The sequence below is a fragment of the Rhizobium yanglingense genome (assembly GCF_977109285.1).
This window is the reverse complement of sequence record NZ_CDSAWY010000005.1, coordinates 1,145,667-1,170,565: the sequence shown is the minus strand read 5'-3', so window position 1 is coordinate 1,170,565 and position 24,899 is coordinate 1,145,667. Positions and strand designations below refer to the sequence as shown.

Sequence of the window (24,899 nt, the reverse complement as noted above, 5' to 3'; positions counted from 1 at the left end):
TTTTTTGGTCTACACCTAACGCCTCAAAAAGATGCAGGCATTACGGGCATTTTATTCGTTTTATCAAATGCTTATGAATCCCACAGTTATTGGCGCTTTTTTAGGCGATTTGCGCGAATGATGTGCACTCTGTTACTGTAAATACCCGGGTAACCGGTGTGCGAAGAGAAATGGAAGGCAATTCGATGCCAGCAGATGTCCATCGCGAAACCGCGAAGATCTATCAGTTCCCAGTAAAATTCCACAGGTCGGACGAACGCTTTGGCGCCCGCCGGCCGCTCGACATCGATCCCGATGTCTGTGACGCCGCCTTCGATACCTGGTACCACGAAGACGCCATCCGCGAAGCTGAAGAAAAGCGAAAACCGCAAGCCTGACCATCTGACCGACGCGGCGGGGGAACAAGCGGCCGCGCGGTCAGTTTGTCCTTCATGGCAAGGAACGGCACCATCCGTATCGGCATATCCGGCTGGACCTATGCGCCGTGGCGCGGGGTATTTTATCCTGAGGGCCTGCCGCAGAACCGCGAATTGCATTTTGCCGCGCGCAGTTTTGCCTCCATTGAAATCAACGGCACGTTTTACGGATTGCAAAAGCCTGACGCCTTTGCGCGCTGGCGGGAGGCGACACCGGACGGCTTTGTCTTCGCCGCTAAAGGTTCACGCTACATCACGCATTTGAAGCGGCTTCGCGACGTCGAGACGCCGCTGGCCAATTTCATGGCGTCCGGTCTCCTGCGGCTGGGGCCAAAGCTCGGCCCCATTCTTTGGCAGTTTCCGCCGACCATGAAATTCGACGAAGAACTTTTCGCGCGATTTCTGGCAATGCTGCCGAAAGATACGGATGACGCGGCAAAGCTTGCAAAGCGGCATGACGACCGGCTGAACGGGCGTGACTGGCTGGAAAGCGATGTGCAGCAGCCGCTTCGTCACGCGCTGGAGATTTGCCACGACAGTTTTTGCGCCAAGGAATTCATCGAACTGCTGCGAAAACATCACGTGGGACTCGTCTGCGCCGACACGGTCGAGTGGCCGCTTCTGATGGATGTCACTGCCGACTTCGTCTATTGCCGCCTTCATGGATCCGAGGAGCTTTATGTCAGCGGATACGACGATGCGGCGCTCGATGCATGGGCCAAACGTATCGCGGCATGGGCGCGCGGACACGAGCCGGAAGATGCCAATCGCGTACTGCCGCCGCTCAAGACGTCAGCCAAAGGCCGTGACGTCTTCGTCTATTTCGACAACGACGTGAAGGTTCGCGCGCCGACAGATGCACGCTCGCTTGCCGAGAGGCTTGGCGTTGCCACGCCATTCGAGGAGGCGGCCATGTCAGCAAAACCACGCAGAAAAAGCCGGCGGAGCGAAATGGAGGAGGCGAGGCCGCACTGGCCCTCCCCGTAACCTTCATCAGACGAGAACCGTCTGCTCAGTGCGGTCCTCCGCGCCGAAGAATTTGAGGTAACGCTCGACCTCTTTCGGGTCTCCGGTTGCCTTATGAGGATTGTCGGAGAGCTTGACCGCGGGGCGGCCGTTTGCCTCGCTGACCTTGCAGACGATCGAGATTGGGTTGAGGCCGGAAATTTCGGTCGGCGCGCAGCCCGCAAAATCGTTGGTCAGGTTGGTGCCCCAGCCGAAGCTCATACGAACACGGCCCTCGAAATGCTTGTAGGTATCGATGATCGCGTCGACATCGAGTCCATCCGAGAAAATCAAAAGCTTCTGGCGCGGATCGCGGCCCATTTTCTTCCACCAATCGATGATCTTCTCGCCGCCCTCGATCGGCGGCGCACTGTCCGGGCGGAAGCCGGTCCAATCAGCGACCCAGTCGGGCGCGTCGCGCAGGAAGGCCGCGGTGCCGAAGGCATCCGGCAGGACGATCAGCAGGTTGCCGCCGTAGAGCCTGTTCCAATCCCGCAGGATCTTGTAGGGCGCGTTGCGCAACTCCTCGTCGGTGTCGGCAAGTGCGGCGGCCACCATCGGCAGCTCGTGGGCGTTCGTTCCGACCGCTTCCAGATCGGAATCCATAGCCAGCAATACATTGCTTGTGCCAGTGAATGCGGGGCCGATACCTTCCTTCAGCGCCTCAACGCACCAGCGTTGCCACAGAAAGCTGTGGCGGCGGCGCGTGCCGAAATCGGAGATACGCAGGCCAGGCAATTCGCGCAGCCGCTCTACCTTTGCCCACATCTTGGCTTTGGCACGTGCATAAAGCACATCGAGCGTGAAGGGTCCGAGCGCCTTCATCGCCGAACGCGAGCGCATCTCGTTGATAATCGCAAGCGCCGGGATTTCCCACATCGTCGTCTCTTTCCACGAGCCATGGAAATCGAGCACGTACTGGCCGTCCTTCTTCGACAGCTCGTATTCCGGCAGCTGGAAATGAGAAAGCCAGGCGAGGAACTCCGGCTCGAAAATCTGCGCACGGCCATAAAAACTGTTACCGGCGAGCCAGATCATCTCCTTCTTGGAGAGCCGCAGGGTGCGGGCATGATCGAGCTGAGCGCGCAGTTCCCCCTCGTCGATCTCCTCGGCGAGACGGACGCGCTTGGTGCGGTTGATGAGCGTGAATGTGGTGCTGACATCCGGATAAAGCTTCCAGATCATTTGCAGCATCAGAAGCTTGTAGAAGTCCGTATCGATGAGGCTACGGACGATGGGATCAAGCTTCCAGGCGTGATTGTAAACGCGCCTTGCAATATCTGTCTTGGCCATGTCTCCATCCCGTCCCAATCCGGCCGGGTGGCGCAAAAGGCCAGCACACGACGACCGGCTCGTGCGCCTTCTTATCGAAAAATCAGCGGATAATGTCCAGCGCAAATAAAAGCCCCGCCGCAGCCAGGCGGCAGGGCCTCTTTCGATGATCGACTTGGACTCAAGCCTATTGCGCCGGCTGAGACGGCGCTGGTGTGGCAGGCGTCACGGGCTCAGCGTTCGGTGCCGGCGGCTGCGTGTTCGGCGTCTCCGTGGGAACCGCACCGCCATTCTGCGTGGTTGGCGGCGCAGCCGGTGCCGGCGACTGGGACTGGATTTCCTGACCGGGCTGCTGTGGCGCTACTTCATCGGCTTCGCGGTTGCCCCAGATCTCGACCGGTATCCAAACGACGAATGCAAGAATGAGTGCAACGACCAGAACCATCAGGATGCGGGCACCGGTGCGGCCCTGCTTTGCCTTCACCGCAGAGATCTGCTCTTCGGCATGCCGCTTTCCATCGGCGGTTTCCCAGCGCTTCTCCATCTGACGAGCCATCTTCGTCTCCCTTCGATGTCTCGCGGGCCGTATGCCGGCCCGCCTCAGAACTGTCGCTAGGAGCAACGGCTATGCGGCGGCATGGTTCCACCCCGCCTTAGTAGCCTGCCTTCCGGTCCACCACGAACTCCAGCGGCTCACCGCGCTCGTAGCGGGCGATCTGTGCCTCGACATGGCGGAAGAGCGCATTCTCTTCGGAGATTGCGGCATCATGCGGGGTTATGAAGACGCACTCCAAACCCCAGAGCGGATCGTCCGCCGGGAGCGGCTCGACCTCGAAGACGTCGAGCGATGCGCCGCCGAGCACACCGCTTTCAATCGCCGCAACGATGTCGCGTTGCACCTGGCTCCTGCCGCGGCCGGCATTGATGAAGACCGGCTTTCCGAGTGCACCGCCCCGACGGAGCTTTGCAAACAGCCGCGCATCATAAAGTCCCGTCGTTTCCGGCGTTAGCGGCAGCAGGCCGACAAGGAAATCGGTCTTCGACAGGAAGGTATCAAGTTCGCTTGCATCGAAGGTTTCGATCCCATCAAGCCGTTTGCGGCTTCGCGACCAGCCAATGACGTTGAAGCCCATGACCTTCAGCTTTCGAACGGCATCCTGCCCCAATATCCCGAGCCCCATAACGCCAACGGTGATTTCCGCAGCTTCCGGCGGCGCCATCTGGCTCCAGATCCGATCGCGCTGATGCCGGTCATGTTCGCGCTGCTGGCGCAGGTGCATCAGGCACTGCAGCACCACCCATTCGCTCATGCGAACCGTCAGGCTGCTGTCGACGAAGCGAACGATCGGCACGTCCGGCAACCCCCAAAGGTTCATGAAGCTATCGACGCCGGCACCGCCCGAGAAGATGACCTTCAAGTTCGGCGCGCGTTCGAACAGGTCGGCATCCGGCTTCCACAGCAACGCATAGTCGATCGCGCTCAAATCGCGGCGTTTGGCCACCGGATCGGCAAGATTGATGCTGCCTCGATCCGGAAAGGCGGTTTTCAGAATACGGGCGATGCCTTCGGGGTTGAACTTCAAGTCGATGAGAACACGGAGGTCTTGCGGGCATGATCTTTTTTACTGCTGGACGGCAGGCGTCGGCACTGCCTCGATATTGAAAGCGGCTGCCATCAGCGCCTTGGTGTAGTCGTACTTTCGGCGCGCGGAAAATTTCTGCAGACGGGCCCTGCTCCACCACCTTGCCGAAACGCATGACGATGACGTCGTTGGCGAGCGCCTTGACCACCTTCAGGTCGTGGCTGATGAACAGGTAGGCCAGGTCGTGCTTCTCCTGCAGGTCGCGCAGCAGGTCGACGACCTGCGCTTGCACCGCTGCATGTCGAGCGCCGAGGTCGGCTCGTCGAGCATGACGAAGCGCGGCTTCAGCACCATGGCGCGGGCAATCGCGATACGCTGACGCTGGCCGCCGGAGAATTCGTGCGGATAGCGCCAGCGGGTCAAGGGGTCGAGGCCAACCTCTTCCAGCGCCCAGCAGACGCGCTGGTCCCGTTCTTCATGCGACTGCGAGCGCTCATGCACTTTCAGCCCTTCCGCGATGATCTCGCCGACCGACATGCGCGGGCTGAGCGAGCCGTAAGGGTCCTGGAAGACGACCTGCAGCTGCGTTGCGCAGCGGCCGCATCTCGCGTGAACTGCATAGTCCTGCTATCTCCTTGCCCGACGAAGCGGATGCGCCCCTTGGATGGAGATCAGCCGGGCGAGCGCCAGGCCGAGCGTCGTCTTGCCCGAGCCGGATTCGCCGACAACCCCGAGCGTCTGGCCGGCGCGCAGCGAGAGACTCGATGCCGTCGACCGCCTTGACATGGTCAACAACCGCGGCGCAGCAATGCCGGCCTTGATCGGGAACCAGACCCGGATATCGCGAGCCCTCCATCACCAACGGCTCGGACGGATCGGCAGCGGGTGGCTCGTCGCCCTTGCGGCTCCGCGGCGAGCAGGTGGCGCGTGTAGGCGTGCTGCGGATTGCTGAACACCGCCTCGGCCGTGCCGCGTCTCGACAATCCTCGCCTTTGGTCATGACGCAGACGCGATCAGCGAATTTGCGGACGACGCCGAGGTCGTGGGTGATGAAGAGCAGCGCCATGCCGTAGCGCGCCTTTGCAGGCTCGCGCAGCAGGTCCAGAATCTGTGCCTGGACGGTGACGTCGAGCGCCGTCGTCGGCTCGTCGGCGATCAGCACGTTCGGGCTCGGTTGGCGAGCGCCATGGCGATCATGACGCGCTGGCGCTGGCCGCCGGAAAGCTCGTGCGGATAGGCTTTCAGCCGCTTTTCCGGGCTCGCGGATGCCGACCTGGCGCAGCAGCTCCAGCACCCGCGTGCGGGCCTGCGCTGGCCCATCACGCCCTGGTGCAGATCGAGGATCCTCGGCGATCTGCTTTTCGATCGTGTGAAGCGGATTGAGCGAGGTCATCGGCTCCTGGAAGATCATCGTGATGTCGTTGCCGCGCACCTCGCGCAGCGCCTTCTCCGATGCCTTGAGTAAATCCTTGCCCTTGAAGAAGATTTCGCCAGGTCGGATAGGCTTGCTGCAGGATCGACAGGGCAAGAGCCGCAGGATGGAAGGTTCGCCGGAGACGGACTTGCCCGACCCCGGATTCGCCCACCAGCGCGACGACCTCGCCCTTGTTGATGTCGAAGTGAGATGCGATCGACAGCCAGCGATGTTTCGCCGCTTTGATGGAAGAGCGACGGGAAAGATCGCGGACGGACAGAAGAGGTTCAGGCATCTGGCTCATGCGAAGGTCTTTCTCGGGTCAAATGCGTCGCGCACGGCCTCGCCGATGAAGATCGAGCAGGCAAAGCATGATCGACATGGTGAAGAAGGCCGCGAGCCCCAGCCATGGCGCCTGAAGATTGGCCTTGCCCTGCGCGATCATCTCGCCGAGCGACGGGCGAGCCGGGCGGCATGCCGAAGCCCAGGAAGTCGAGCGACGTGAGCGTCGTGATCGAGCCGGACAGGATGAAGGGCAGGAACGTCAGGGTCGCCACCATGGCGTTCGGCAGCATATGGCGCCACATGATCGTCCGGTTATTGACACCGAGCGCGCGGGCGGCGCGGACATATTCGAAGTTGCGGGCGCGCAGGAACTCCGCGCGCACGACACCGACGAACCCCACCCAGGAGAAGAGCAGCATGATGCCGAGCAGCACAAAAAAGCCAGGCGGCAGGATCGCGGCGATGATCAGCAAGATGTAGAGCACAGGCATCGACGACCATATCTCGATGAAGCGCTGCAGAAGCAGGTCCGTCCAACCGCCGAAATAACCTTGCACGGCGCCGGCCGTTACGCCGACAACTGCCGAGCAGATGGTCAATACCAAGCCGAAGAGCACGGAAACGCGAAACCCGTAGATGATACGCGCCAGCACGTCGCGCGCCTGGTCGTCGGTTCCGAGCCAGTTGAGATTGCCGTAGTTGCAATTGGGGTCGTTGACGCCTTGCGGATAGCCGGAGCAGCGCTCCTCCTTGCTCATCAGCCAGAACGGCAGCGTCAGCACGGAATGCGGGATGTTGGAATTCACCGATCGATAGGAATAATGGATCGGCGGCCAGATCATCCAGCCATTGGCTTTGGTCTGATCGGCGATCACATCTGAGCGGTAATCCGTTTCCGCCAGGAAGCCGCCGAACTTTTCCTCCGGATAATCCACCAGCACCGGCACGTAGTAGTGGCCGTCACCCTTGTACCATGCGAGTGACCGGCCGGTCGTTGGCGATGAACTCCGGCGAACAGCGTCACCACGAACACGCGCCAGGAACAGCCACAGCGACCAGTCAGCCCGCGGCGGTTGGCGCTGGAAATTGCCGACGCGGCGGGCGGATGATCGGCCGGATGCGGAAGCCGAGGCCCTTGCGCGGACGGCTTGACTGAGCGTGCCAGACGCCGGACTGGACAATGCCTGCCGATCAGACATCCCGCCGCCTCGAAATCGATCCGCGGGTCGATCCAGGCATGGGTCACGTCCGGCGACCAGGCTGCATCGACCAGGCCGAGCAGCGGTGAAGACGTAGAGCGTCGCGAACACCACCGGGTAGTCGCGGCTGGATCGACCGAGCCTCGATAGCCGAGGCAGGCCGAGCCCGTCGAGCGAGAAGATCATCCTCGATCAGCAGCGACCCGGTGAAGCAGCGCGCCGATGAAGGCCGCCCGGGAAACTGGCGATCACGATCAGCATGGCGTTGCGGAAGACGTGGCCGTACAGCACGCTGCCGCTCGGTCAGCCCCTTGGCCCGCGCCGTCGTGCACATACATGCTTGCTCGAGCTCCTCGATGAACGAGTTCTTCGTCAGCATGCGTCAGGCGTCGCGAAGCCGCAGAGCGACCATTGCCGAGATCGGCGGCAGCGTCAGGTGCCAGAGATAGTCGAGCGGTCTGCTGCGTACCAAGCCAGCTGGACGACCAGCCGTCCGACGCCAGCCCGCGCAGCGGGAACCAGGCGAAGTAGCGAGCCGCCGGCGAAAAGGTCACGATCAAGCAGCATGCCGAACAGGAAGCTCGGCATCGGCGTAGCCGACGACGACCGCGCCGGAGGTCCAGACGTCGAAGCGTCGACCCGTCGCTGCACCGCCTTGCGGATGCCGAGCGGGATCGAGATGGCAGATGAGACCAGCAGCGTGGTCCACACGCCGAGCGAGACCGACACCGGCAGCTTGGCCTATGATGAGGTCGACCACCGCGCGCGCTGCTTGAAAGAAGCTCGCGGCCGAAATCGAAGCGGATGTAGTTCCACATCATTGTAGCGAAGCGTTCGAGTGGTGGCTTGTCGAAGCCGAATTGCTTTTCGAGCTTGGCGATGAGTTCCGGGTCGAGGCCTTGGGCGCCGCGGTAGCGGCCGCTTTCGTCGCTGCTGGCCTGCATGAGGTCGCCGCTGCTGCCGGACATGCGGTCGGAGCCGCCGGCCTTGGTCAGGTGCGCGATGACCTGCTCGACCGGGCCGCCGGGTGCGAATTGGATGACTGTGAAGGAGATTGCCATGATGCCGATGATCGTCGGTATCATCAGAAGCAGGCGTCGCAGTATGTAGGCTCCCATTAGGCTTGCCTTTCGATCGACGTGTGGTCAGGCGTACTTGCGAGCGTTGGCAAGCCGTCTATGGTGTCTCAATCCTTGTGTCTCCTTGCGGCTGTCAGGCCCGGATCGGCTCGTTTTAGTGATTCGTCTTTTTGCGTTTTGACTTTGAGACGCCATTCGAGTGCAAGGTCTTCATTTGGGCTGTCGACGACGCGTCCGGAGGGCCTATTCCGTATTCGGGCAGTTCGTGTGGGTGTGTGATCTGGTTCCAGTAGGCCACGCGAACCGTTCTGGAGTATAACTGCGGAACGACTGAGTGATGGGGGCGAGCAGAACGCGGTCGAGGGCCTGTGTTGTTGCTACCAGTTCGTCGCGGTTTGGCGCGAAGATGATTCTTCGGATGAGTTCGTCGATCGCGGGATCGGTTATGCCGGTATAGTTTTGTGATCCCTGCTTTTTGACCGGATCCGAGCCCCAGTAGTCGGTCTGTTCGTTGCCGGGTTTCAGTGTTTGCGCCCATCTGCTGTAGATCATGTCGTAGTCGCAGCTTCGGCCGCGGTTGGTGTATTGCGAATTGTGGACTGTCCGGATGCGCGCCTCGATGCCGATTTTCTTCACGCTTTTGATGAACGGCGTGGCTGTGGGCTCGATCGTCGGGTTGGGCAAGAGTATTTCGAAGCTGAAGGGCTGGCCGGTTTTTACGTTGATCATTCGGTTGCCTTTGAGTTCGTAGCCCGCCTTCTTGAGCATCGCCAGCGCTTTGCGGAGGTTGTCGCGCAGCTTCTGCGGGTCGCCGTTGACGGGGTTTTTGTAGGGCTCGGTGAAGACTTCTGGCGGAACGTTGTCCTTTAGTTCCTTGAGAATTTCCTTCTCGCTTCCTTCCGGCAAAGTCTTGGAGGCAAGCTCGGTGCGGCAGAAGTAGCTGTCGATACGGTGGTAGGCGTTGTAGGCGATGTTCGTTTCAGCTCCTCGAAATCGAAGGCGTAGTTCAGCGCCTCGCGCACGCGCTCGTCGGTGAATTTTTCGCGGCGCAGGTTGGAATGAAGCCTACCATTATCCCGACCGTTCGCATTCGTTTTCGACTTCCTCGCGCTTTACACGGCCATCCTCAACGGCCGGAAAGTCATAGGCTGTTGCCCAGCGCTTTGCGGTATTTTCCCACCAGTAGTCGGCATTGCCGGAGCGGAAGGCTTCGAACTTCACGTCCCGATCGCATAAAGGTGTATTTGATGGCGCCAAATTGTTCTGGCCGATATTTACGTTCAGGTTCTTGCCCCAATAGTCGTCCCGCATTTGATAGCGGATTGTGGAGCCGGGTGTGACGAGGCTATTTTGTAGGGGCCGAACCCATCGGTTCCAGCGTCGTTCGGGTGATGTCGCGCTTGTTGCCGTTCTCGTCCTCGCCTTCCCACCAGTGTTTCGGCACGATGGGGAGCTGGCCGAGGATGTTCGGCATTTCGTGGTTGTTCTTCTCGTCGAAGTGGAAGGTGACTTCGCGGTGGCCCGTCTTTTCGGCGGATTTGACGTGGCGGTAGTAGTTGGACTGCTGCGGGTTGTTTTTCTTCGCTTTTTGGAACGTGAAGACCACGTCCTCCGGCGTTACAGGCTTTCCGTCCGCCCACTTTGCCTCGGCTCGCAGGCGAAACGTCGCGGAGGACATGTCGTCGGGATAGTTTACGGCCTCTGCGAGCAGGCCATAGGTGGTTGTGATCTCGTGCTCGGGCGATTTCATCAGCGTTTCGAAGACGAGCGAGGTTAGTCCGGTCGCCGCCTCTCCCTTGGCTAGAATTGGATTGAGGGTATCGAATGTGCCTCTCTCGGATAGGCGCAGGTTTCCGCCCTTGGGCGCGTGCGGATTGACGTAGTCGTAGTGCGCAAAGTCGGGCTTGTATTTCAGTTCGCCGATTGTGGATGTTCCGTTGCGCCAGACGGGCTGTTCTTGGGCATTGCCTGCAGGCGGGAGGAGAAGAATCGCCGCTGTCAGTAGCGAGGCAGCGAGGCCAGGTTTCGCGGTCCTGCAGAAGTTTGGCATTCAGCCGTACCCCTTATATTTCAATCTTCTTTTGCGAGAGCATAGGGGAAATCGGGGCAAATGACAGGCAGTGTCGCAGTTCAGGCCAAATTTTTGAGTGGCATCCCGGTGTTTTTCAAGCGTGTTACGCGTATGGCTGAGTCCGAGACGGGGCCTTCGGATCGGGGTTCGCCGGATAGGCATGCCGCACATCGGTTCCGCTTTTCGCGAGACAAACGGGACGACATTCAATGATTGCTCCTTTTCGCCTTTGCGGCTCGGCGTTTCTTTGGCTGGTGTTCGGTGCAAGCCTCCTGATTGCGGGCGATGCCGCGGCGGACGAAACGCCGGCCAAGGCGCTTTTCGGTTCCAAGGCCCTGCCTGCCGAGATGGCGGCCAATTCCTACGGCTTTTATTCGAAGGGGTGCCTAGCTGGCGGTGTCGCCTTCCCGTGCGATGGTCCGACCTGGCAGGCGATGCGGCTTTCGCGCAACCGCCGCTGGGGCGATCCGCAGATGATTGCGTTGCTTGAGCAGTTTTCCCGCGATGCCGCCGACAAGGTCGGCTGGCCGGGGCTGTTGGTCGGCGATATTTCGCAGCCTCGCGGCGGGCCGATGTTGTCGGGCCACGCCTCGCATCAGATCGGGCTCGATGCCGATGTCTGGCTGACGCCGATGCCTTCACGCCGGCTTACCTATCGCGAGCGCGAGGACATCTTCGCCACCTCGATGTTGCAGAAGGGGAAGTTCCTGACGGTCGACCGTTCGGTCTGGACGCCGAATCCCGTGCAGCTGTTGATGTTTGCGGCGAGCTACCCGCAGGTGGAGCGCGTTTTCGTCAATCCGGCGATCAAGAAGAAGCTTTGCGATACCTGGACGGGCGACCGCACGAATCTTGGCAAGGTGCGGCCGATCTACGGCCACGATTCTCATTTCCACATTCGTATGAAGTGCCCCGCCGGCGCTTCGGCTTGCAAGGCGCAGGCGGAATTGCCGGCGGGCGATGGCTGCGGCAAGTCGCTGGCCTGGTGGTTCACCGAGGAGCCGTGGGCGCAGCCGACCCAGATGCCGGACGCTAAGCCCGTCAAGCCGAAGGTGATGACGCTTGCCGACTTGCCGAAGTCTTGCGCTGTGGTTCTGGATGGCCCGGCGCTGGCCTCCGTGGCGGCGGCGACTTTTGGCTCGGCCTACCGGGCTGCCGCGCCGGCCGTAGCGAACGATAGTATCGAGCAGGTGATCGGTGCGTCCGGTGATGTTCTTCCTGCCGTTGTCCCGGTCCCCATGGCGCGTCCGACGCTGCAGTAGGCTTTGGTGCACATGAGTGGGGCGGGGATGCTTCAGTTTTTCCATTCCCGTGGCGCTCATGTATAGGGCTGTCAAATCGATTTAATTATTGATGCGAGGTTCTTCATGGCGGGTGGCAAATGTGTTGCGTTGATTGCGCATGATCAGAAGAAGGATGATCTTGCGGACTTTGCCCAGGCGCACGAGACGGTTCTGGCTGACTGGCGGATCGTGGCCACCGGGACTACCGGGGGTTGTGTCCTCGACGCTGTCTGCCCGATCCTCTATGTCACCCGGCTGAAAGCGGGCCGCTCGGCGGTGATCAGCAGATCGGCGCGTTGATTTCGACCGGTGAAGTGCGACTGTTGATCTTTTTTGTCGATCCGCTGACGGCTATGCCGCATGATGTTGACGTGAAGGCGTTGATGCGGCTTGCGATCGTCTACGACATTCCGATGGCGCTGAACGAAGCGACTGCCGAAAAACTCATCCCGACTCTGCACGCCTAGACACGGAACCGGCTATGTCCATGCTCAACACCAGCGATTCCCACCTGCCTTTTCCGATCCTGATTGGCGATATCGGCGGCACGAATGCGCGCTTCTCCCTTCTTGTGGACGCTTTTGCCGAGCCGGTGCATTTTCCTCCGTTCAAGACCGGTGATTTCGGGACGATCGATGAGGCGCTGCTGAAGGGCGTTTTCGGGAAGACCTCCGTGCGGCCGCGTTCGGCTATCCTGGCGGTTGCTGGTCCGATTCGGGGCGATGAAATTCCGTTGACCAATTGCGGCTGGGTGGTCCGTCCTCATGACATGCTTTCGAGTCTCGGCCTCGAGGACGTGCTTGTCATCAACGACTTCGAGGCGCAGGCGCTTGCGGTTTCCGCTCTGGCGGATGAGGATCTGGTGCGGATTGGCGGCGGCAGCATTCGGCCGATGTCCTCCCGTGTTGTGCTGGGTCCGGGAACTGGCCTTGGGCGTTGCGGTCGTGGTCTTTGCGCAGCTCACCTGGTTCCCGGTGCCGGGCGAAGGCGGCCATGTCGATCTCGGTCCGCGCAGTGAGCGCGACTTGGAGATCTTGCCCTTTCTCGAGCCGATCGAGGGCCGCGTGGCGGGCGAGCAGATCCTTTGCGGCCGCGGCATCGTGAATCTTTATCGCGCGGTCTGCGCGGCGGATGGCGTTGACCCGGTTCTGACGGATCCCGCGGATGTCACGTCTCATGCGCTTGCTGAGAGCGACAGGGCGGCGGTGGAGACCATCTCGCTTTTTTCGACTTATCTCGGGCGGGTCGCGGGCGATCTGGCTCTGATCTTCATGGCCCGTGGCGGCGTTTTCCTTGCGGGCGGCATCTCGCAGAAGATCCTGCCGGCGCTCTTGAAGTCGGCCTTCCGTGCTGCGTTCGAGGACAAGGCGCCGCACTCGGCGCTGGTGCGGGCGATTCGCACTTTTGTGGTGATTTACCCGCTTGCGGCTCTCTCGGGCTTTGCGGCCTTTGCCCGCACGCCGAGGGATTTCGGTGTGGCAACTGAGGGCCGCCGCTGGCGAAGCTGAGCCCGCTGCGCGCGCACTGACTTGCCAGAGCGCTATCCAACCTTTATAGAGCGCCGGGAAAGCTCGGGGCTGATGTGGGCTCTCCAGATTGGTTCCAGGGAAGACTTTCTTTTTGATTGTCCGCAAGAAAAAGCGCACGCGGTCGGCTTCGATACGATCAGCTGCGTCTTGAAGCGGGTGATTGCCGAAAACGGTCGTGATCATATTGGGGGCTATGTTTTCGCGATCAGTTGCCTGGTTGTTGTCGTCGTTTCGACTGGGTTTACCGCCTGGATCATGGAAGCCGTGATCAACGAGGCCTTCGCCAATCGGCGTGCGGATATGGTTCTGGTCGTTTGTGTTTCGATCTTTGTCGCCTTCGTCTGCGTGGCTTTGCGAGCTATGGCCAGGTGGTGGCTCTTTCGAGGATCGGCAACAACATCGTGGCGCGCTACCAGCGGCGCCTTTATGCCCATCTGATGGCGCTGTGCGTCGGCTATTTCTACGAGACCCGCTCGGCGCAGCTTGCAGCGCAGGTCAGCCAGAATGTCGGCGGCATTCGCGATGTGCTGAATTTGACCGTTACGTCGATTGCGCGCGACCTGCTGACTTTGATCGGGCTGGTCGGTGTGATGTTTTTCAAGGATTGGTTGCTGTCTTTCATCGTCTTTGTCGCTGCGCCTCCTCTGCTCCTTGGCCTGCGGTATGTTTCCAAGCGTTTGCGCTCGGTGACGCGGGAGGCGATTGATGTCAATAGCCGTGTTTTGGGCGCGATGCAGGAGACGATTCAGGGCATTGCGATCGTCAAGGCCTTCACCATGGAGGGCGAGCTGCGTGGCAAGGTCGAGACGCTTGTCGACCGGGCCGAAAACCGCGCCAATCGGATTGCGCGGCTCTGCGGGCGTACTGCGCCGATGACCGAGACCTTCGCGGGTTTGGCGATTTCGGCCGTGCTTGCCTATTCGGCTTTCCGCGCGATCTATGCTGACGTGCCGCCGGGTGCCTTCTTCTCCTTCGTCGTCGCCTTGCTGCTGGCCTATGATCCGGCCCGCCGTCTTGCGCGTCTTCAGGTCTCGCTGGAGCGCGCCGTCGTCAATGCCCGCATGGTCTACGAGCTGCTCGACATGGTGCCGCGTCAGCGCGACAATGCCGATGCCAAGGAACTGGCGTTTACGAATGCCGCTGTCGAATTGCGTGACGTGTGCTTTCGCTATCCCAGTGGCGACGAGGTGCTGGAGGGCGTGAGTTTTGTTGCCGAGGGCGGCAAGACGACGGCGCTTGTGGGCCCCTCGGGTGCCGGCAAGTCGACGGTCATCAGTCTCATTCCGCGGTTCTTCGACATCCGGCATCCGGGCAGATTTTTATCGATGGTCAGGATATTGCCGACGTCACCAAGCAGTCGCTTCGCCAGGGCATCGCCTATGTGTCGCAGCAGCCGCGTATCTCTTCGAAGGCACGATCCGCGACAGCATCCGCTACGGCCGGCATCGGACGCGACGGACGCCGAGGTCGAGGACGCCGCCCGGCTTGCCTACGCCCATGAGTTCATCCTCGCGCAGCCGCAGCGGCTACGACACGCCGGTCGGCGAGAACGGCGTGACGCTGTCGGGCGGCCAGCGCCAGCGACTGTCGATCGCCCGGGCGCTCGTCCGCAACGCCCCGATCCTGCTGCTCGACGAGGCTACCTCCGCGCTCGATACCGGATCGGAGGCCGCCGTGCAGAGGGCGCTCGACCACGCGATGGACCGGCCGCACGGCGATCGTCGTCATCGCCCATCGACTTTCGACCGTCGTCACGCGCCGACAAGATCGTCGTCATGCAGCAGGGCTCGCGTCGTCGAGGAAGGCACCCACGTCGACGCTTGCGACGGCGGCAACGGACGGGTCCTCTCTACGCTCGCCTCCACAATCTCCAGGGCCAGTCTTCGGAAGAGCGGTCGCCTGAAGGCGAGGCGCCCGAAGCGCCGGCCGACGCCGAAATTCGACTAGCGGATCAAGAAGCTGACATCACCGATGGGCTGCAAACGATATGAAGCTCGTGGTGGTTGGGTGCGGCCGGCCGCATGGGACAGACGCTGATCCGGACGGTATCGACGCCATGGATGGCGTGTCGCGCTGCATGCGGCCGTCGAGCCCGGCCCTGGCTCCCCCTTCGTCGGCCAGCGATGCGGGCGAGCTCGCCGGCCTCGGCCCGAAACGGCGTCGCCATTGGGGACCGACCAGCCGCTCGCGGCCTTCGTCGAAGCAGAAGGCGTCCTGGATTTCACGGCGCCGGCGGGCACCGACGAGACGGTTTGCCGCGCTCGCCGCCCAGGCCCGCATCGTCCATGTCATCGGCACCACCGGGCTGCTCGGATCCGACGACGAGGCCAAAATCCGCGGCAGCCGCCGCGCCACGCGCGTATCGTCAAGTCGGGCAAGATGAGCCTCGGCGTCAACCTGCTCGGCGTGTTCGACGGAGCAAGGCGGCGCGGGCGCTCGGTGCGGCCGACTGGGACATCGAAATCCTCGAAATGCACCACAAGCGCAAGGTCGATGCGCCGTCGGGCACGGCCCTGCTTCTGGGCGCTGCTGGCGGCGAAGGGGCGGGATATCGCCCTTGTCGACCACTCCGTGCGCGTGCGTGACGGTCATACGGGTGCCGTGTTGGCTGGTACGGTCGGTTTTGCGACGCTGCGCGGCGGTTCGGTGATCGGCGAACATTCGGTCATTCTTGCCGGCGAAGGTGAGCAGGTGACGCTGTCGCACAGCGCCGCTGACCGTTCGATCTTCGCGCGCGGCGCCGTCACGGCTGCGCTCTGGGCGCGCGGCCAGAAGCCCGGCTTTTATTCGATGCTCGACGTTCTCGGTCTCAACTGACCTTTCCACTCTCAAGTCTCACGGGGCATTTTTCATGAGCGGTACTCTCGTCCTCGTTCGGCATGGCCAGAGCGACTGGAACCTGAAGAATCTGTTCACCGGCTGGCGTGATCCGGATCTTACGGAACTCGGCGTCGAGGAAGCCAATGCGGGCGGGCAGGCGCTTGCCGACTACGGCATCAAGTTCGATATCGCGTTCACTTCGGCGCTCGTTCGCGCGCAGCGCACCTGCCAGTTCGTGCTCGACGCCGTCGGCCAGTCGTCGCTCGAGACGATCCGCGACCAGGCGCTGAACGAGCGCGATTACGGTGACCTGTCGGGCCTTAACAAGGACTATGCCCGCGCGAAGTGGGGCGAGGAGCAGGTTCATATCTGGCGGCGTTCCTACGACGTTCCGCCTCCTGGCGGCGAGAGCCTGCGCGACACCGGCGCTCGCGTCTGGCCTTATTATCTGACCGAGATCTTGCTGTGCGTGCTGTCGGGTGAGAAGGTGCTGGTCGCTGCCCACGGCAACTCGCTGCGTTCGCTGGTCATGGTGCTGGATCGCCTGAGCAAGGAACAGATCCTGGCGCTGAACCTCGCGACCGGCGTTCCGATGGTCTACAAGCTCAATGCCGATCGACCGTCGCTTCCAAGGAAGTGCTCGGCGATATGTCCGGCGCATTAAGCCTGACATTTCATTGAAAAGCCGGGCTCGCTGCCCGGCTTTTTCAATTCAATTCTCTATCGAGCCGACCCTGTCGGCCGCAAAGCGGCTGATCGGCGTACTGCACCGGCACGCCGTCAAGATCGGTATTCATTGCCTTGGCGATGAGCAGGATGGCGCCCGGCGTCAATTCCAGCGTGGCGATGTCGTGTGAATCGGCGTGAGCGGCGGTAATCTCGGTCGTTGCGCGGACGTAATCCGGCAGGCCGAGTTCGGCAAAGGCCTTGGTGATCGATTCCGTCTTGCGATAGACTTCGTCGATACCGGAAAACCGGTCGGCCGGAAACCATGTCGTTGCGCAAGATACCGGCCGCTTGTCGGCCAGACGCAATGTTTCGAGACGGATCACCGCCGTCCCGGACCTAAGCCTCAGCCAGCGCGCAACGTCAGCATCAGCCCTCTCTTCCGCATGGTCGAGCAGCAGACCGCGCATCTCGCGCGCCTGAGCGCCAATACCGGCAGTGAAGCGCGTACGCCGCGTGATCGGGAAATTCAGCCTGTCCTTTCGCTCGATCAGGGTGCCGCGGCCCTGCACTGCGCGCACGATGCCTTCCTGAGCAAGGGCGGCAAGCGCGCTTCTGACCGTATGACGATTGACGCCGAATTGCAGCGCCAGGATAGTTTCCGGCGGCACCATGCCGGTCTCGTCATAAGCCCCGGCACTGATTGCGTCGCGAATACGGTCCGCGATCGTGCGCCAGAGCGCCACGCCCGTCTGTCTCTGTACCTGGTTCAGTCCGGCCATTCGTTCCCGCCCTGCACTTTCACTTGAGTGATGTCACACGCTTGTCACGTCCTCACCTTAAGGCTACAAATACCTTGTATGGTTGTCTATATCAATAGACATTTAAAGGAACCGCGATGACATCAGTGAAACAGAAGAGCCCTGCGCCCGAGATTGATCGCAAGCGCGTTGCCGATCGTCTCGCACAGGCTGAACGGCACGAACTCGTTGAAGCCTTTGACGCGCTCGCTGAAAAGCCAGCGGTTACCGGTGCGCGGGCCGGAAACCGGCCTCGTGATGGTGCGCGGCCGCATCGGTGGCGGCGGTGCCCCCTTCAATCTCGGCGAGGTCACAGTGACCCGCGCAACAATACGGCTTGGTTCCGGCGCCGTGGGTCATGCACAAGCGCTCGGCACGGACCGCGAAAAGGTAAGGTCTGCCGCGATCTTCGACGCACTGTGGCAGGACGATGCGATGAAGGATTTCGTCGAGGAGAGGCTGCTCTCGCCGATCGCGGCGCGGATCGCTGGGGTCGATCAGCGCACGGCCCGACGAGACGGCCGCCACCCGGGTCGAATTTCTTCGCCAGTGGTGCGCGGAGACGACTGATGAGCCTCAAGGCCGAAGCCCTGGCCGGCGGTTTTGCCGACACCGGTCTTCCACGCCCAACGCGATCTTCAAGACGCATGATGGACGGCATGGCCCGCCCCGGCACGACCGCAGACCATCGCGCCCGGCGGTCGCCCCGCCTGCTGCCGGCTTGCGGCGTTAGCCGCAGGCGCGGTTGCTGCTGGCGCCGCGCCACCATGATACGCCGTAGTCTGGCTGAGCGGCCCGGGCTGCGCGAAATCCGCGGTGCTCGGGCTGGCTCGGCTTTCACACCGGCGCGCCCGTGGCGCCGGAGGCACGAAGCGCGGCGCATTTCGCCGTCATCGAGCGCGGCGTGAGCGCCATTGCCTCCTTCGGCCTCTTCGCCCCAGGTGCAGCCAGGAATATCCCGACCGCTCCACGACGCTGATCGTCGAGCTTGCCGGATCTCGGACGGCGGCCGGGACCGGCTGGCCTCTGACAGGCCCCGGCATTCGCCAGCGTCAACGAGCATCAGCACCCGCCGGCCTGCCGGACGCGTTCCCGCGGCTCTCGGGCGGAAAACCACGCCGCTCTTCCCGCGCGGCGTCGACCTCGTCCTGACGACAGGCAGCCGTTACCTCCGCTTGCACGACGCGCCACCAAGATCATCGCGACGGAGGCGTGAGCCATGTATGTTGCCGTCAAAGGCGGGTGAGGCCGCCATCGCCAACGCCCACCGGCCTGCTGGCCGACCAGCCGCCGCGGCGACCGCGACGCTGCCCGCGATCGGCCGTCGACGCAGATCGTCGCGCAGCTGGCGCTCGCCGTCGACCGTGTCATGGCGGAAGCCTCCCTCTACGACCAGCACGCTCGCCGCCCTTGCCGTCCAGTCAGGCCGCGCGGCGACATGGATCGAGGCCATCTTCCTGCTGCGCGCCTACCGCACCACGCTGCCGCGCTTCGGCTATTCGGAACCGCTCGACACCGCCGGCGATGACCGATCGCAGCGCCGCGTTTCCGCGACCTACAAGGATTTGCCTGGCGGCCAGCTTGCTCGGGCCGACCTTCGACTACACCCACCGCCTGCTCGATCCCCCGCTGCTTTCCGACGAAGACGAGGCCGGTCGAGACCGGCGCAACGCCCTGCGCGAAGCCGAGCCTGATCATGTCATGCGCGTGTCCGAGATCCTTGGCCCAGGAGGGGCTGATCGAGAGCCGACGGCGATATGCCGGAGGATCACGATTGACCGGCGACCTGACGCGCGAGCCGATGGAATTTCCGATGAGCGCGCGACCTGCGCCTGCAGGCGCTCGCCCGCGGCGACGAGGGCTTCCTCCTCGCACTCGCCTACTCCACGCAACGCGGCTACGGCCGCAATCATCCCTTCACGGGGGAAATCCGCATCGGCGAGGTCGAGGTGGAATTTTACGTTCCCGAACTCGGCTTTGCCGTGTCGCTCGGCGCGATCCAATTGACGGAATGCCAGATGGTCAATCAGTTCAAGGGTTCGGCCAAGGCACCGCCGCAGTTCACGCGCGGCTACGGCCTCGTCTTCGGCCAGAGCGAACGGAAGGCGATGTCGATGTCGCTGGTCGATCGCGCGCTACGCGCCGAAGAGCTCGGGGAAGACATCACGGCGCCGGCACAGGACGAGGAATTCGTCATTTCTCACTCCGACAATGTCCAGGCGACCGGCTTCGTCGAGCATCTGAAATTGCCGCATTATGTGGATTTCCAGGCCGAACTGGACCTTGTCCGCCGGATGCGCAGCGACTTCGAGGCAAACCGAGCCGGCGGCGACACCATCAAGGAGGCGGCCGAATCGAGCGATCTTGCCAGCTACAACTTCGCCTATCTCGACGAGCAGACCAAGCGGATGATCCGCCGCGCGATCCTGAAGGCGATCGCGATTCCCGGTTATCAGGTTCCTTTCGCTTCGCGCGAAATGCCCATGCCCTATGGCTGGGGCACCGGCGGCGTGCAGGTGACCGCTTCAATCCTCGGGCCGGACGACGTGCTCAAGGTCATCGACCAGGGCGCCGACGACACCACCAACGCCGTCTCCATCCGCGCCTTCTTCCAGAAGGTCGCAAATGTCGCGGTCACCACCCACACCAAGCGATGCGACGATCATCCAGACGCGCCACCGCATCCCGGAAGAGACGCTCGCAGCCGGGCCAGGCCCTGGTCTATCAGGTGCCGATCCCCGAACCCCTGCGCTTCCTCGAGCCACGCGAGACCGAAACCGCGCAAGATGCACGCGCTGGAAGAATACGGCCTCATGCATGTGAAGCTTTACGAGGACATCGCCCGCAACGGCCGCATCTCCACGACCTATGCCTATCCGGTGAAGGTCGCCGGGCCGCTATGTGATGGATCCGTCGCCGACGCCTAAATTCGACAATCCGAAAATGCATCTGTCGGACGCGCTGCAGCTTTTCGGCGCCGGCCGCGAAAAACGCATCTATGCCGTGCCGCCCTATACCGAAGTCGTCAGCCTCGATTTCGAGGACCACCCGTTCGAGATCCAGCGCTTCGGCAAGCCCTGCGCGCTGTGCGGCGCGCGAGGATGTCTATCTCGACGAGGTGGTGCTCGACGACAAGGGCGGCCGGATGTTCGTCTGCTCCGATACCGACCATTGCGAGGACCGCCGCGCGCAGGGCCATGCAAGGGCCAGCTGCTGGCGGACGCGAAGGAGGCCGCGGAATGACCGACGCCCCGCTCCTCAAAGTCAGCGACGTTTCCAAGTATCTATGGCGACCGCGCCGGCTGCCGCAACGCCTCCTTTCGAGCTCTGGCCCGGCGAGGTGCTGGCCGTCGTCGGCGAGTCCGGCTCCGGCAAAACCACGCTACTCAATTGTATCTCGACGCGCCTGATGCCGACGACGGGCAGCGTCGAATATCGCATGCGCGACGGACACTATCGTGATCTCTACCGCATGGGCGAGGCCGAGCGTCGTTTCCTGATGCGCACCGACTGGGGTTTCGTGCACCAGAACCCGGCCGATGGCCTGCGCATGACGGTGTCGGCCGGCGCCAATGTCGGCGAGCGGCTGATGGCGGTCGGCGACCGGCACTACGGCAATATCCGCGCGACTGCCATCGACTGGCTGGAGCGGGTCGAAATCGACGCCGACCGCATCGATGATCAGCCCCGCGCCTTTTCGGGCGGCATGCGCCAGCGCCTGCAGATCGCCCGCAATCTCGTCACCTCGCCCGCGTCTCGTCTTCATGGACGAGCCGACCGGCGGCCTCGACGTCTCGGTTCAGGCGCGTCTGCTCGATCTGGTTCGCGGTCTCGTCAATGATCTCGGCCTGTCGGCGATCATCGTCACCCACGACCTCGCCGTCGCGCGTCTGCTCTCGCACCGCATGATGGTGATGAAGGATGGCTGATGTCATCGAGCACGGTCTGACCGACCGGGTGCTCGACGATCCGCGCGAGCCCTACACGCAACTTGCTCGTTGTCTATCGATCCTGGCAGGTCTGAAAGCGCGGAAGCGAACTCACATGGCAACGCCCCTCGTCGTTTCCGAAGTCTTCGAAGAGCTTCACCATGCATTTGCGCGACGGCATCAAGCTGCCGTGTCGTCTCGCGATGTCGCCTTCTCCGTCTGCTGCCGGCGAATGCGTCGTGCTTGGCGGCCCTTCCGGCATCGGCAAGAGTTCGATCCTCAAGATGCTCTACGGCAACTACGCCGTCGACACCGGCCAGATCCTGATTAGCCATAAGGGCCAGGTTGTCGATCTCGGCACTGCGGCACCCACGCACGGTTCTCGATGTCCGCCGTCGATACGCTCGGTTATGTCAGCCAGTTCCTGCGTACCGTGCCGCGCGTTGCGGCGATCGACGTCGTTGCCGAGCCGCTGGTCTGGCGCGCGGAGAGGCCGCAAGCCGGCGCGCGAGAAAAGGCGGCCGCACTGCTTGCAAAGCTCAATCTGCCACGTGAAGCGTTATGGCAACTGCCGCCGGCGACCTTCTCGGGTGGCGAGCAGCAGCGCGTCAACATCGCTCGCGGTTTCATCACCGATCATGCGGTCCTGCTGCTCGATGAGCCGACGGCTTCGCTCGACGCCACAAACCGCGCGCGTCGTCGTCGAGCATGATCGCGGAGAAAGAAGGCGAGGGCGTTGCCCTTCTCGGCATCTTCCATGACGAGGAGGTGCGCGAGGCCGTCGCCGACCGCATCCTCGACGTCTCCGCAGTTTTCGCCGCGAAAGGCGGCGCAGCATGAGCCGTGAAGCTGGTCGCGACACGCCGCTACATCCACGAGACCGCCACGCGTCACCGATTGCCACGACTCGGCCGCTACACGGAAATATCCGAACGCTGCCGCATCGAGCGAGGTCGAATTCGGCGATTATTCCTACATCATGCAGGACGGCTCGATCTGGTGCGCGACGATCGGCAAATTCGTCAATATCGCCGCCTCCGTTCGCATCAACGCGACCAACCATCCGATCATGGCGGGCGACGCTGCATCATTTCACCTATCGCGCCACGGACTATTGGCCGGATGCGAATATGGAGACGGATTTCTTTGCCTGGCGCCGCGCCAAACCGCGTCGTCATCGGCCATGACGTCTGGATCGGCCACGGCGCGACGCATCCTGCCCGGCGTCACGGTTGGCAACGGCGCGGTGATCGGCGCCGGCGCCGTCGTCTCGAAGGATGTTGCGCCCTACACGATCGTCGGCGGCGTTCCCGCAAAGCTTATCCGTGAACGCTTCCCCAAAGAAATCGGTGAGCGGATGGACAAACTTGCCTGGTGGGACTGGGAGCATTCAAAGTTGCGCGCAGCGCTCGAGGATTTCCGGGCGCTGTCGGCCGAAGACTTCCTTTGCCGGCATGATGGCTAAAGCTCTGCAGGCAGGCCGCTGAAAGATTAATGTCGCCGCTTGATCATCATTCTGTCACGGAAATCTTTTAGCCGGGGAGCTTGCTTGCAGTGCGTCGCCAAATCGCTGACATTGCGGCTCTGCTCTACCACTTTTCAGGACAAGAACTTTTGCGCTACGCCCTTTATTTCACGCCGCCAAAGAACGATCCCCTGACTGGCGCTGCCTCCATCTGGCTTGGGCGCGACGCATTTGCGGGCGAAACTTATCCGGCTCCAGAGGAAGATGGGATGACGGCCGCAGAGCAATTCGAGCTGACAGCCGATCCGCGCCGTTACGGCTTTCATGCGCACTATCAAGGCGCCTTTTGCGCTTGCCTGCTTCGGTCAACCGAGAGAGACAATTGATGGCTGTCGTCGAAGATGTTGCACGCGGACCGTACACCGGCATTCGAAATCCCCGAACTTGTCCTCGAGCAGATCGGGCCGCTTTTTTGCGCTGGTTCCAGGTTTTCTGCATGCGCCGCTTCAGGCATTTCGCCGGCAAGCGTGGTAAAGTCCTTCGAGCCGTTTCGCGCAGCGCTTTGCGAGGCCGATGATTTGTCAAGGCGAAAGCCTGAAAAATTGACGCAAAGCGCAGCGTGCAACCTCATGTCGCTGGGGTTATCCTTATGTAATGGAGGATTTCGGTTTCCACATGACGCTGACCGGCCGAGTGCCCGATGGAGCGCTCAGCACTGCATGCAAGCGATGCCTGGAGCAGCGTTTTGCCGCAATTCATTGGCAAGCCGCTCTCCTATTTCCGGCCTCGCGGTGTTCACCGAAGAAGCGCGCGGCGCACCGTTCACCGTTCACTCGCTGGCTGCCGCTTGGCTGGCCGCCAAACGCTAAAGATGCGCACGCATGACCACAGAGACACGTCCTTTCCAATGCCCGCATCGTTCTTGAAGACGAGATTGTGTATGGCTCGCGTTCTGATCCGTGACGGCAAGATTGCCGATATCTCCGAAGGCGATTCGGCAACACGGGCGAGGATTTCGAAGGCGACTACCTGATCCCCGGTCTGGTCGAACTCCATACCGACCATCTGGAAGCGCCATTATTCGCCTCGCCCCGGCGTGCGCTGGCAACAAGATGGCGGCCATCCAGGCCCATGACGCCCAGGTCGTCACCTCCGGCATCACCACCGTTTTCGACTGCCTGCGCATGGGCTCGGACGAGGACGGTGGCTTCGAGCAGGGCGAAATGCGCGAGATGGCTGACGCCATCCAGAAGGCCGCAGCAGGAAGAACCGCCTGCGCGCGGACCACCTGCATCCACCTGCGCTGCGAAGTCTCGGCCGACAATGTGCTGGCCCATTTCGCAGACTTCGAGAACGATCCGCTACGTCCGCCTCGTTTCGCTGATGGACCACGCGCCGGGCCAGCGTCAGTTCCAGACGATGGATCAGTACATCTTCTACTATCAGAAGAAGCGCGGCATTGACGGACGAGGCCTTCGCGCGAATTCATGCGAAAAGCGTCTCGGCAGGCCGCGTCCGCCAATATCGACGCCGCACCGCATCGGCCGATCGCCAAGGTCTGCGCCGAGCGTGGCATCACCGTTGCGAGCCACGACGACGCGACCACTTGCCCATGTCGACGAAGCGATCGGAAACGGCGTGCGCCTTGCGGAGTTCCCGACGAGCTTCGAAGCCGCCAAGGCATCGCACGCGCACGGCATGAGCGTGCTGATGGGCGCGCCGAACATCGTGCGCGGCAAGTCTCACTCCGGCAATATCGCCGCTCGCGATCTCGCCGAGCGCGGCGTGCTCGATGTGCTCTCTTCCGACTACGTGCCGTTCAGCCTGCTCTACGCACCCTTCATGCTTGCCGACGAGGTGGAGAGCCATCATCGCTGTCCACAGGCGCATCGCGCATGGTCACCGCCACGCCCGCCCGCACGGTCGGCCTCACTGATCGCGGCCGGATCGCTACCGGCCTGCGTGCCGATCTTGTCCGGGTCTCACCGCGAGGAGGGCGTGCCGGTCGACCCGTTCCGTCTGGCGCGAGGGCGCGCGCGGGTCGCATGATCCCCTCACACGAGCCACACTTGGTACCCGGCAC

9 protein-coding genes and 19 pseudogenes are annotated in these 24,899 nt (G+C 62.3%); 19 read left to right on the top strand and 9 right to left on the bottom strand.

Features of this window, described 5'->3' with window-relative positions; genetic code table 11:
• Positions 1-185 precede the first annotated feature (185 nt).
• Complete coding sequence (locus ACW4PC_RS15345; protein WP_455874320.1) at positions 186-377, top strand: DUF2735 domain-containing protein; 192 nt, start codon at positions 186-188, stop codon at positions 375-377.
• 54 nt (positions 378-431) lie between these two features.
• Positions 432-1,403: a DUF72 domain-containing protein gene (locus ACW4PC_RS15340; protein ID WP_455874319.1), complete on the top strand. Its 972-nt coding sequence runs from the start codon at positions 432-434 to the stop codon at positions 1,401-1,403.
• A gap of 6 nt (positions 1,404-1,409) precedes the next feature.
• Here ACW4PC_RS15340 and pncB read toward each other — a convergent pair whose 3' ends face one another.
• From pncB to ACW4PC_RS15305, 7 genes and pseudogenes are all read right to left on the bottom strand, one after another.
• Positions 1,410-2,714, bottom strand: a complete 1,305-nt coding sequence (gene pncB, locus ACW4PC_RS15335) for a nicotinate phosphoribosyltransferase (protein ID WP_455874318.1) — start codon at positions 2,712-2,714, stop codon at positions 1,410-1,412.
• Between the two features lie 166 nt (positions 2,715-2,880).
• Positions 2,881-3,249 carry a hypothetical protein gene (locus ACW4PC_RS15330; protein ID WP_455874317.1) on the bottom strand — a complete coding sequence of 123 codons (369 nt, stop codon included), beginning with the start codon at positions 3,247-3,249 and terminating at the stop codon, positions 2,881-2,883.
• A gap of 97 nt (positions 3,250-3,346) precedes the next feature.
• Positions 3,347-4,307, bottom strand: a pseudogene (locus ACW4PC_RS15325) (2-hydroxyacid dehydrogenase).
• A gap of 8 nt (positions 4,308-4,315) precedes the next feature.
• Positions 4,316-5,994 (bottom strand): annotated as a pseudogene (locus ACW4PC_RS15320) (ABC transporter ATP-binding protein).
• Positions 5,991-7,174: pseudogene (locus ACW4PC_RS15315) on the bottom strand (ABC transporter permease). The pseudogenes ACW4PC_RS15320 and ACW4PC_RS15315 overlap by 4 nt, the downstream one beginning before the upstream one ends.
• Positions 7,167-8,292, bottom strand: a pseudogene (locus ACW4PC_RS15310) (microcin C ABC transporter permease YejB). The pseudogenes ACW4PC_RS15315 and ACW4PC_RS15310 overlap by 8 nt, the downstream one beginning before the upstream one ends.
• 115 nt (positions 8,293-8,407) lie before the next feature.
• Positions 8,408-10,303, bottom strand: a pseudogene (locus ACW4PC_RS15305) (extracellular solute-binding protein).
• A gap of 230 nt (positions 10,304-10,533) precedes the next feature.
• Between ACW4PC_RS15305 and mepA the strand changes: the two are divergent.
• From mepA to ACW4PC_RS15275, 6 genes and pseudogenes are all read left to right on the top strand, one after another.
• Positions 10,534-11,586, top strand: coding sequence for a penicillin-insensitive murein endopeptidase (gene mepA / locus ACW4PC_RS15300; RefSeq protein WP_455874316.1), 1,053 nt, complete (start codon positions 10,534-10,536; stop codon positions 11,584-11,586).
• A 105-nt stretch (positions 11,587-11,691) separates the two neighbouring features.
• Positions 11,692-12,074 (top strand): annotated as a pseudogene (locus tag ACW4PC_RS15295) (methylglyoxal synthase).
• Positions 12,075-12,094: 20 nt separating this feature from the next.
• Positions 12,095-13,115: pseudogene (locus ACW4PC_RS15290) on the top strand (glucokinase).
• A 72-nt stretch (positions 13,116-13,187) separates the two neighbouring features.
• Positions 13,188-15,025: pseudogene (locus ACW4PC_RS15285) on the top strand (ABC transporter ATP-binding protein); the annotation flags it as partial.
• Between the two features lie 98 nt (positions 15,026-15,123).
• Positions 15,124-15,953 (top strand): annotated as a pseudogene (dapB, locus tag ACW4PC_RS15280) (4-hydroxy-tetrahydrodipicolinate reductase).
• A gap of 34 nt (positions 15,954-15,987) precedes the next feature.
• Positions 15,988-16,637, top strand: a pseudogene (locus tag ACW4PC_RS15275) (2,3-bisphosphoglycerate-dependent phosphoglycerate mutase).
• A 31-nt stretch (positions 16,638-16,668) separates the two neighbouring features.
• Here the strand turns inward: ACW4PC_RS15275 and phnF are convergent.
• A pseudogene (gene phnF / locus ACW4PC_RS15270) lies at positions 16,669-17,404 on the bottom strand (phosphonate metabolism transcriptional regulator PhnF).
• A gap of 116 nt (positions 17,405-17,520) precedes the next feature.
• On the opposite strand from phnF, the pseudogene phnG reads away from it, so the two are divergent.
• Positions 17,521-17,992: pseudogene (gene phnG / locus ACW4PC_RS15265) on the top strand (phosphonate C-P lyase system protein PhnG).
• A gap of 267 nt (positions 17,993-18,259) precedes the next feature.
• On the opposite strand, the gene ACW4PC_RS15260 reads toward phnG, so the two are convergent.
• Entirely contained in the window at positions 18,260-18,478 is a 219-nt protein-coding gene (locus ACW4PC_RS15260; RefSeq protein WP_455875086.1) for a hypothetical protein, read from the bottom strand.
• Between ACW4PC_RS15260 and ACW4PC_RS15255 the strand changes: the two genes are divergently transcribed.
• The 10 genes and pseudogenes from ACW4PC_RS15255 to ACW4PC_RS15210 all read left to right on the top strand — a co-directional run.
• Positions 18,398-18,574, top strand: a complete 177-nt coding sequence (locus ACW4PC_RS15255; protein ID WP_455875029.1) for a hypothetical protein — start codon at positions 18,398-18,400, stop codon at positions 18,572-18,574. The two genes, ACW4PC_RS15260 and ACW4PC_RS15255, sit on opposite strands and share 81 nt — an antisense overlap.
• Positions 18,575-18,641: 67 nt before the next feature.
• A pseudogene (locus ACW4PC_RS15250) lies at positions 18,642-19,776 on the top strand (carbon-phosphorus lyase complex subunit PhnI); the annotation flags it as partial.
• A gap of 54 nt (positions 19,777-19,830) precedes the next feature.
• Positions 19,831-20,349, top strand: coding sequence for an alpha-D-ribose 1-methylphosphonate 5-phosphate C-P-lyase PhnJ (locus tag ACW4PC_RS15245; protein ID WP_455875028.1), 519 nt, complete (start codon positions 19,831-19,833; stop codon positions 20,347-20,349).
• Positions 20,327-20,552 (top strand): annotated as a pseudogene (locus ACW4PC_RS15240) (alpha-D-ribose 1-methylphosphonate 5-phosphate C-P-lyase PhnJ); the annotation flags it as partial. The gene ACW4PC_RS15245 and the pseudogene ACW4PC_RS15240, both read left to right, overlap by 23 nt.
• A 109-nt stretch (positions 20,553-20,661) precedes the next feature.
• A pseudogene (gene phnK, locus ACW4PC_RS15235) lies at positions 20,662-21,415 on the top strand (phosphonate C-P lyase system protein PhnK); the annotation flags it as partial.
• Positions 21,416-21,466: 51 nt separating this feature from the next.
• Positions 21,467-22,198: pseudogene (gene phnL / locus ACW4PC_RS15230) on the top strand (phosphonate C-P lyase system protein PhnL).
• Positions 22,199-22,200: 2 nt separating this feature from the next.
• Positions 22,201-22,816: pseudogene (locus ACW4PC_RS15225) on the top strand (DapH/DapD/GlmU-related protein).
• Between the two features lie 401 nt (positions 22,817-23,217).
• A pseudogene (locus tag ACW4PC_RS15220) lies at positions 23,218-23,583 on the top strand (DUF1045 domain-containing protein); the annotation flags it as partial.
• Complete coding sequence (locus ACW4PC_RS15215) at positions 23,471-23,701, top strand: hypothetical protein (protein ID WP_455874315.1); 231 nt, start codon at positions 23,471-23,473, stop codon at positions 23,699-23,701. The pseudogene ACW4PC_RS15220 and the gene ACW4PC_RS15215, both read left to right, overlap by 113 nt.
• A 30-nt stretch (positions 23,702-23,731) precedes the next feature.
• Positions 23,732-24,854 (top strand): annotated as a pseudogene (locus ACW4PC_RS15210) (alpha-D-ribose 1-methylphosphonate 5-triphosphate diphosphatase); the annotation flags it as partial.
• Positions 24,855-24,899: the final 45 nt, after the last annotated feature.

What these genes read in the sequence shown, in the direction of transcription:
- ACW4PC_RS15215 (WP_455874315.1), top strand. Translation starts at nt 23,471, where the DNA reads ATGGAGGATTTCGGTTTCCACATGACGCTGACCGGCCGAGTGCCCGAT.
- ACW4PC_RS15330 (WP_455874317.1), bottom strand. Translation starts at nt 3,249, where the DNA reads ATGGCTCGTCAGATGGAGAAGCGCTGGGAAACCGCCGATGGAAAGCGG.
- ACW4PC_RS15345 (WP_455874320.1), top strand. Translation starts at nt 186, where the DNA reads ATGCCAGCAGATGTCCATCGCGAAACCGCGAAGATCTATCAGTTCCCA.
- mepA (WP_455874316.1), top strand. Translation starts at nt 10,534, where the DNA reads ATGATTGCTCCTTTTCGCCTTTGCGGCTCGGCGTTTCTTTGGCTGGTG.
- ACW4PC_RS15340 (WP_455874319.1), top strand. Translation starts at nt 432, where the DNA reads ATGGCAAGGAACGGCACCATCCGTATCGGCATATCCGGCTGGACCTAT.
- pncB (WP_455874318.1), bottom strand. Translation starts at nt 2,714, where the DNA reads ATGGCCAAGACAGATATTGCAAGGCGCGTTTACAATCACGCCTGGAAG.
- ACW4PC_RS15245 (WP_455875028.1), top strand. Translation starts at nt 19,831, where the DNA reads ATGATCCGCCGCGCGATCCTGAAGGCGATCGCGATTCCCGGTTATCAG.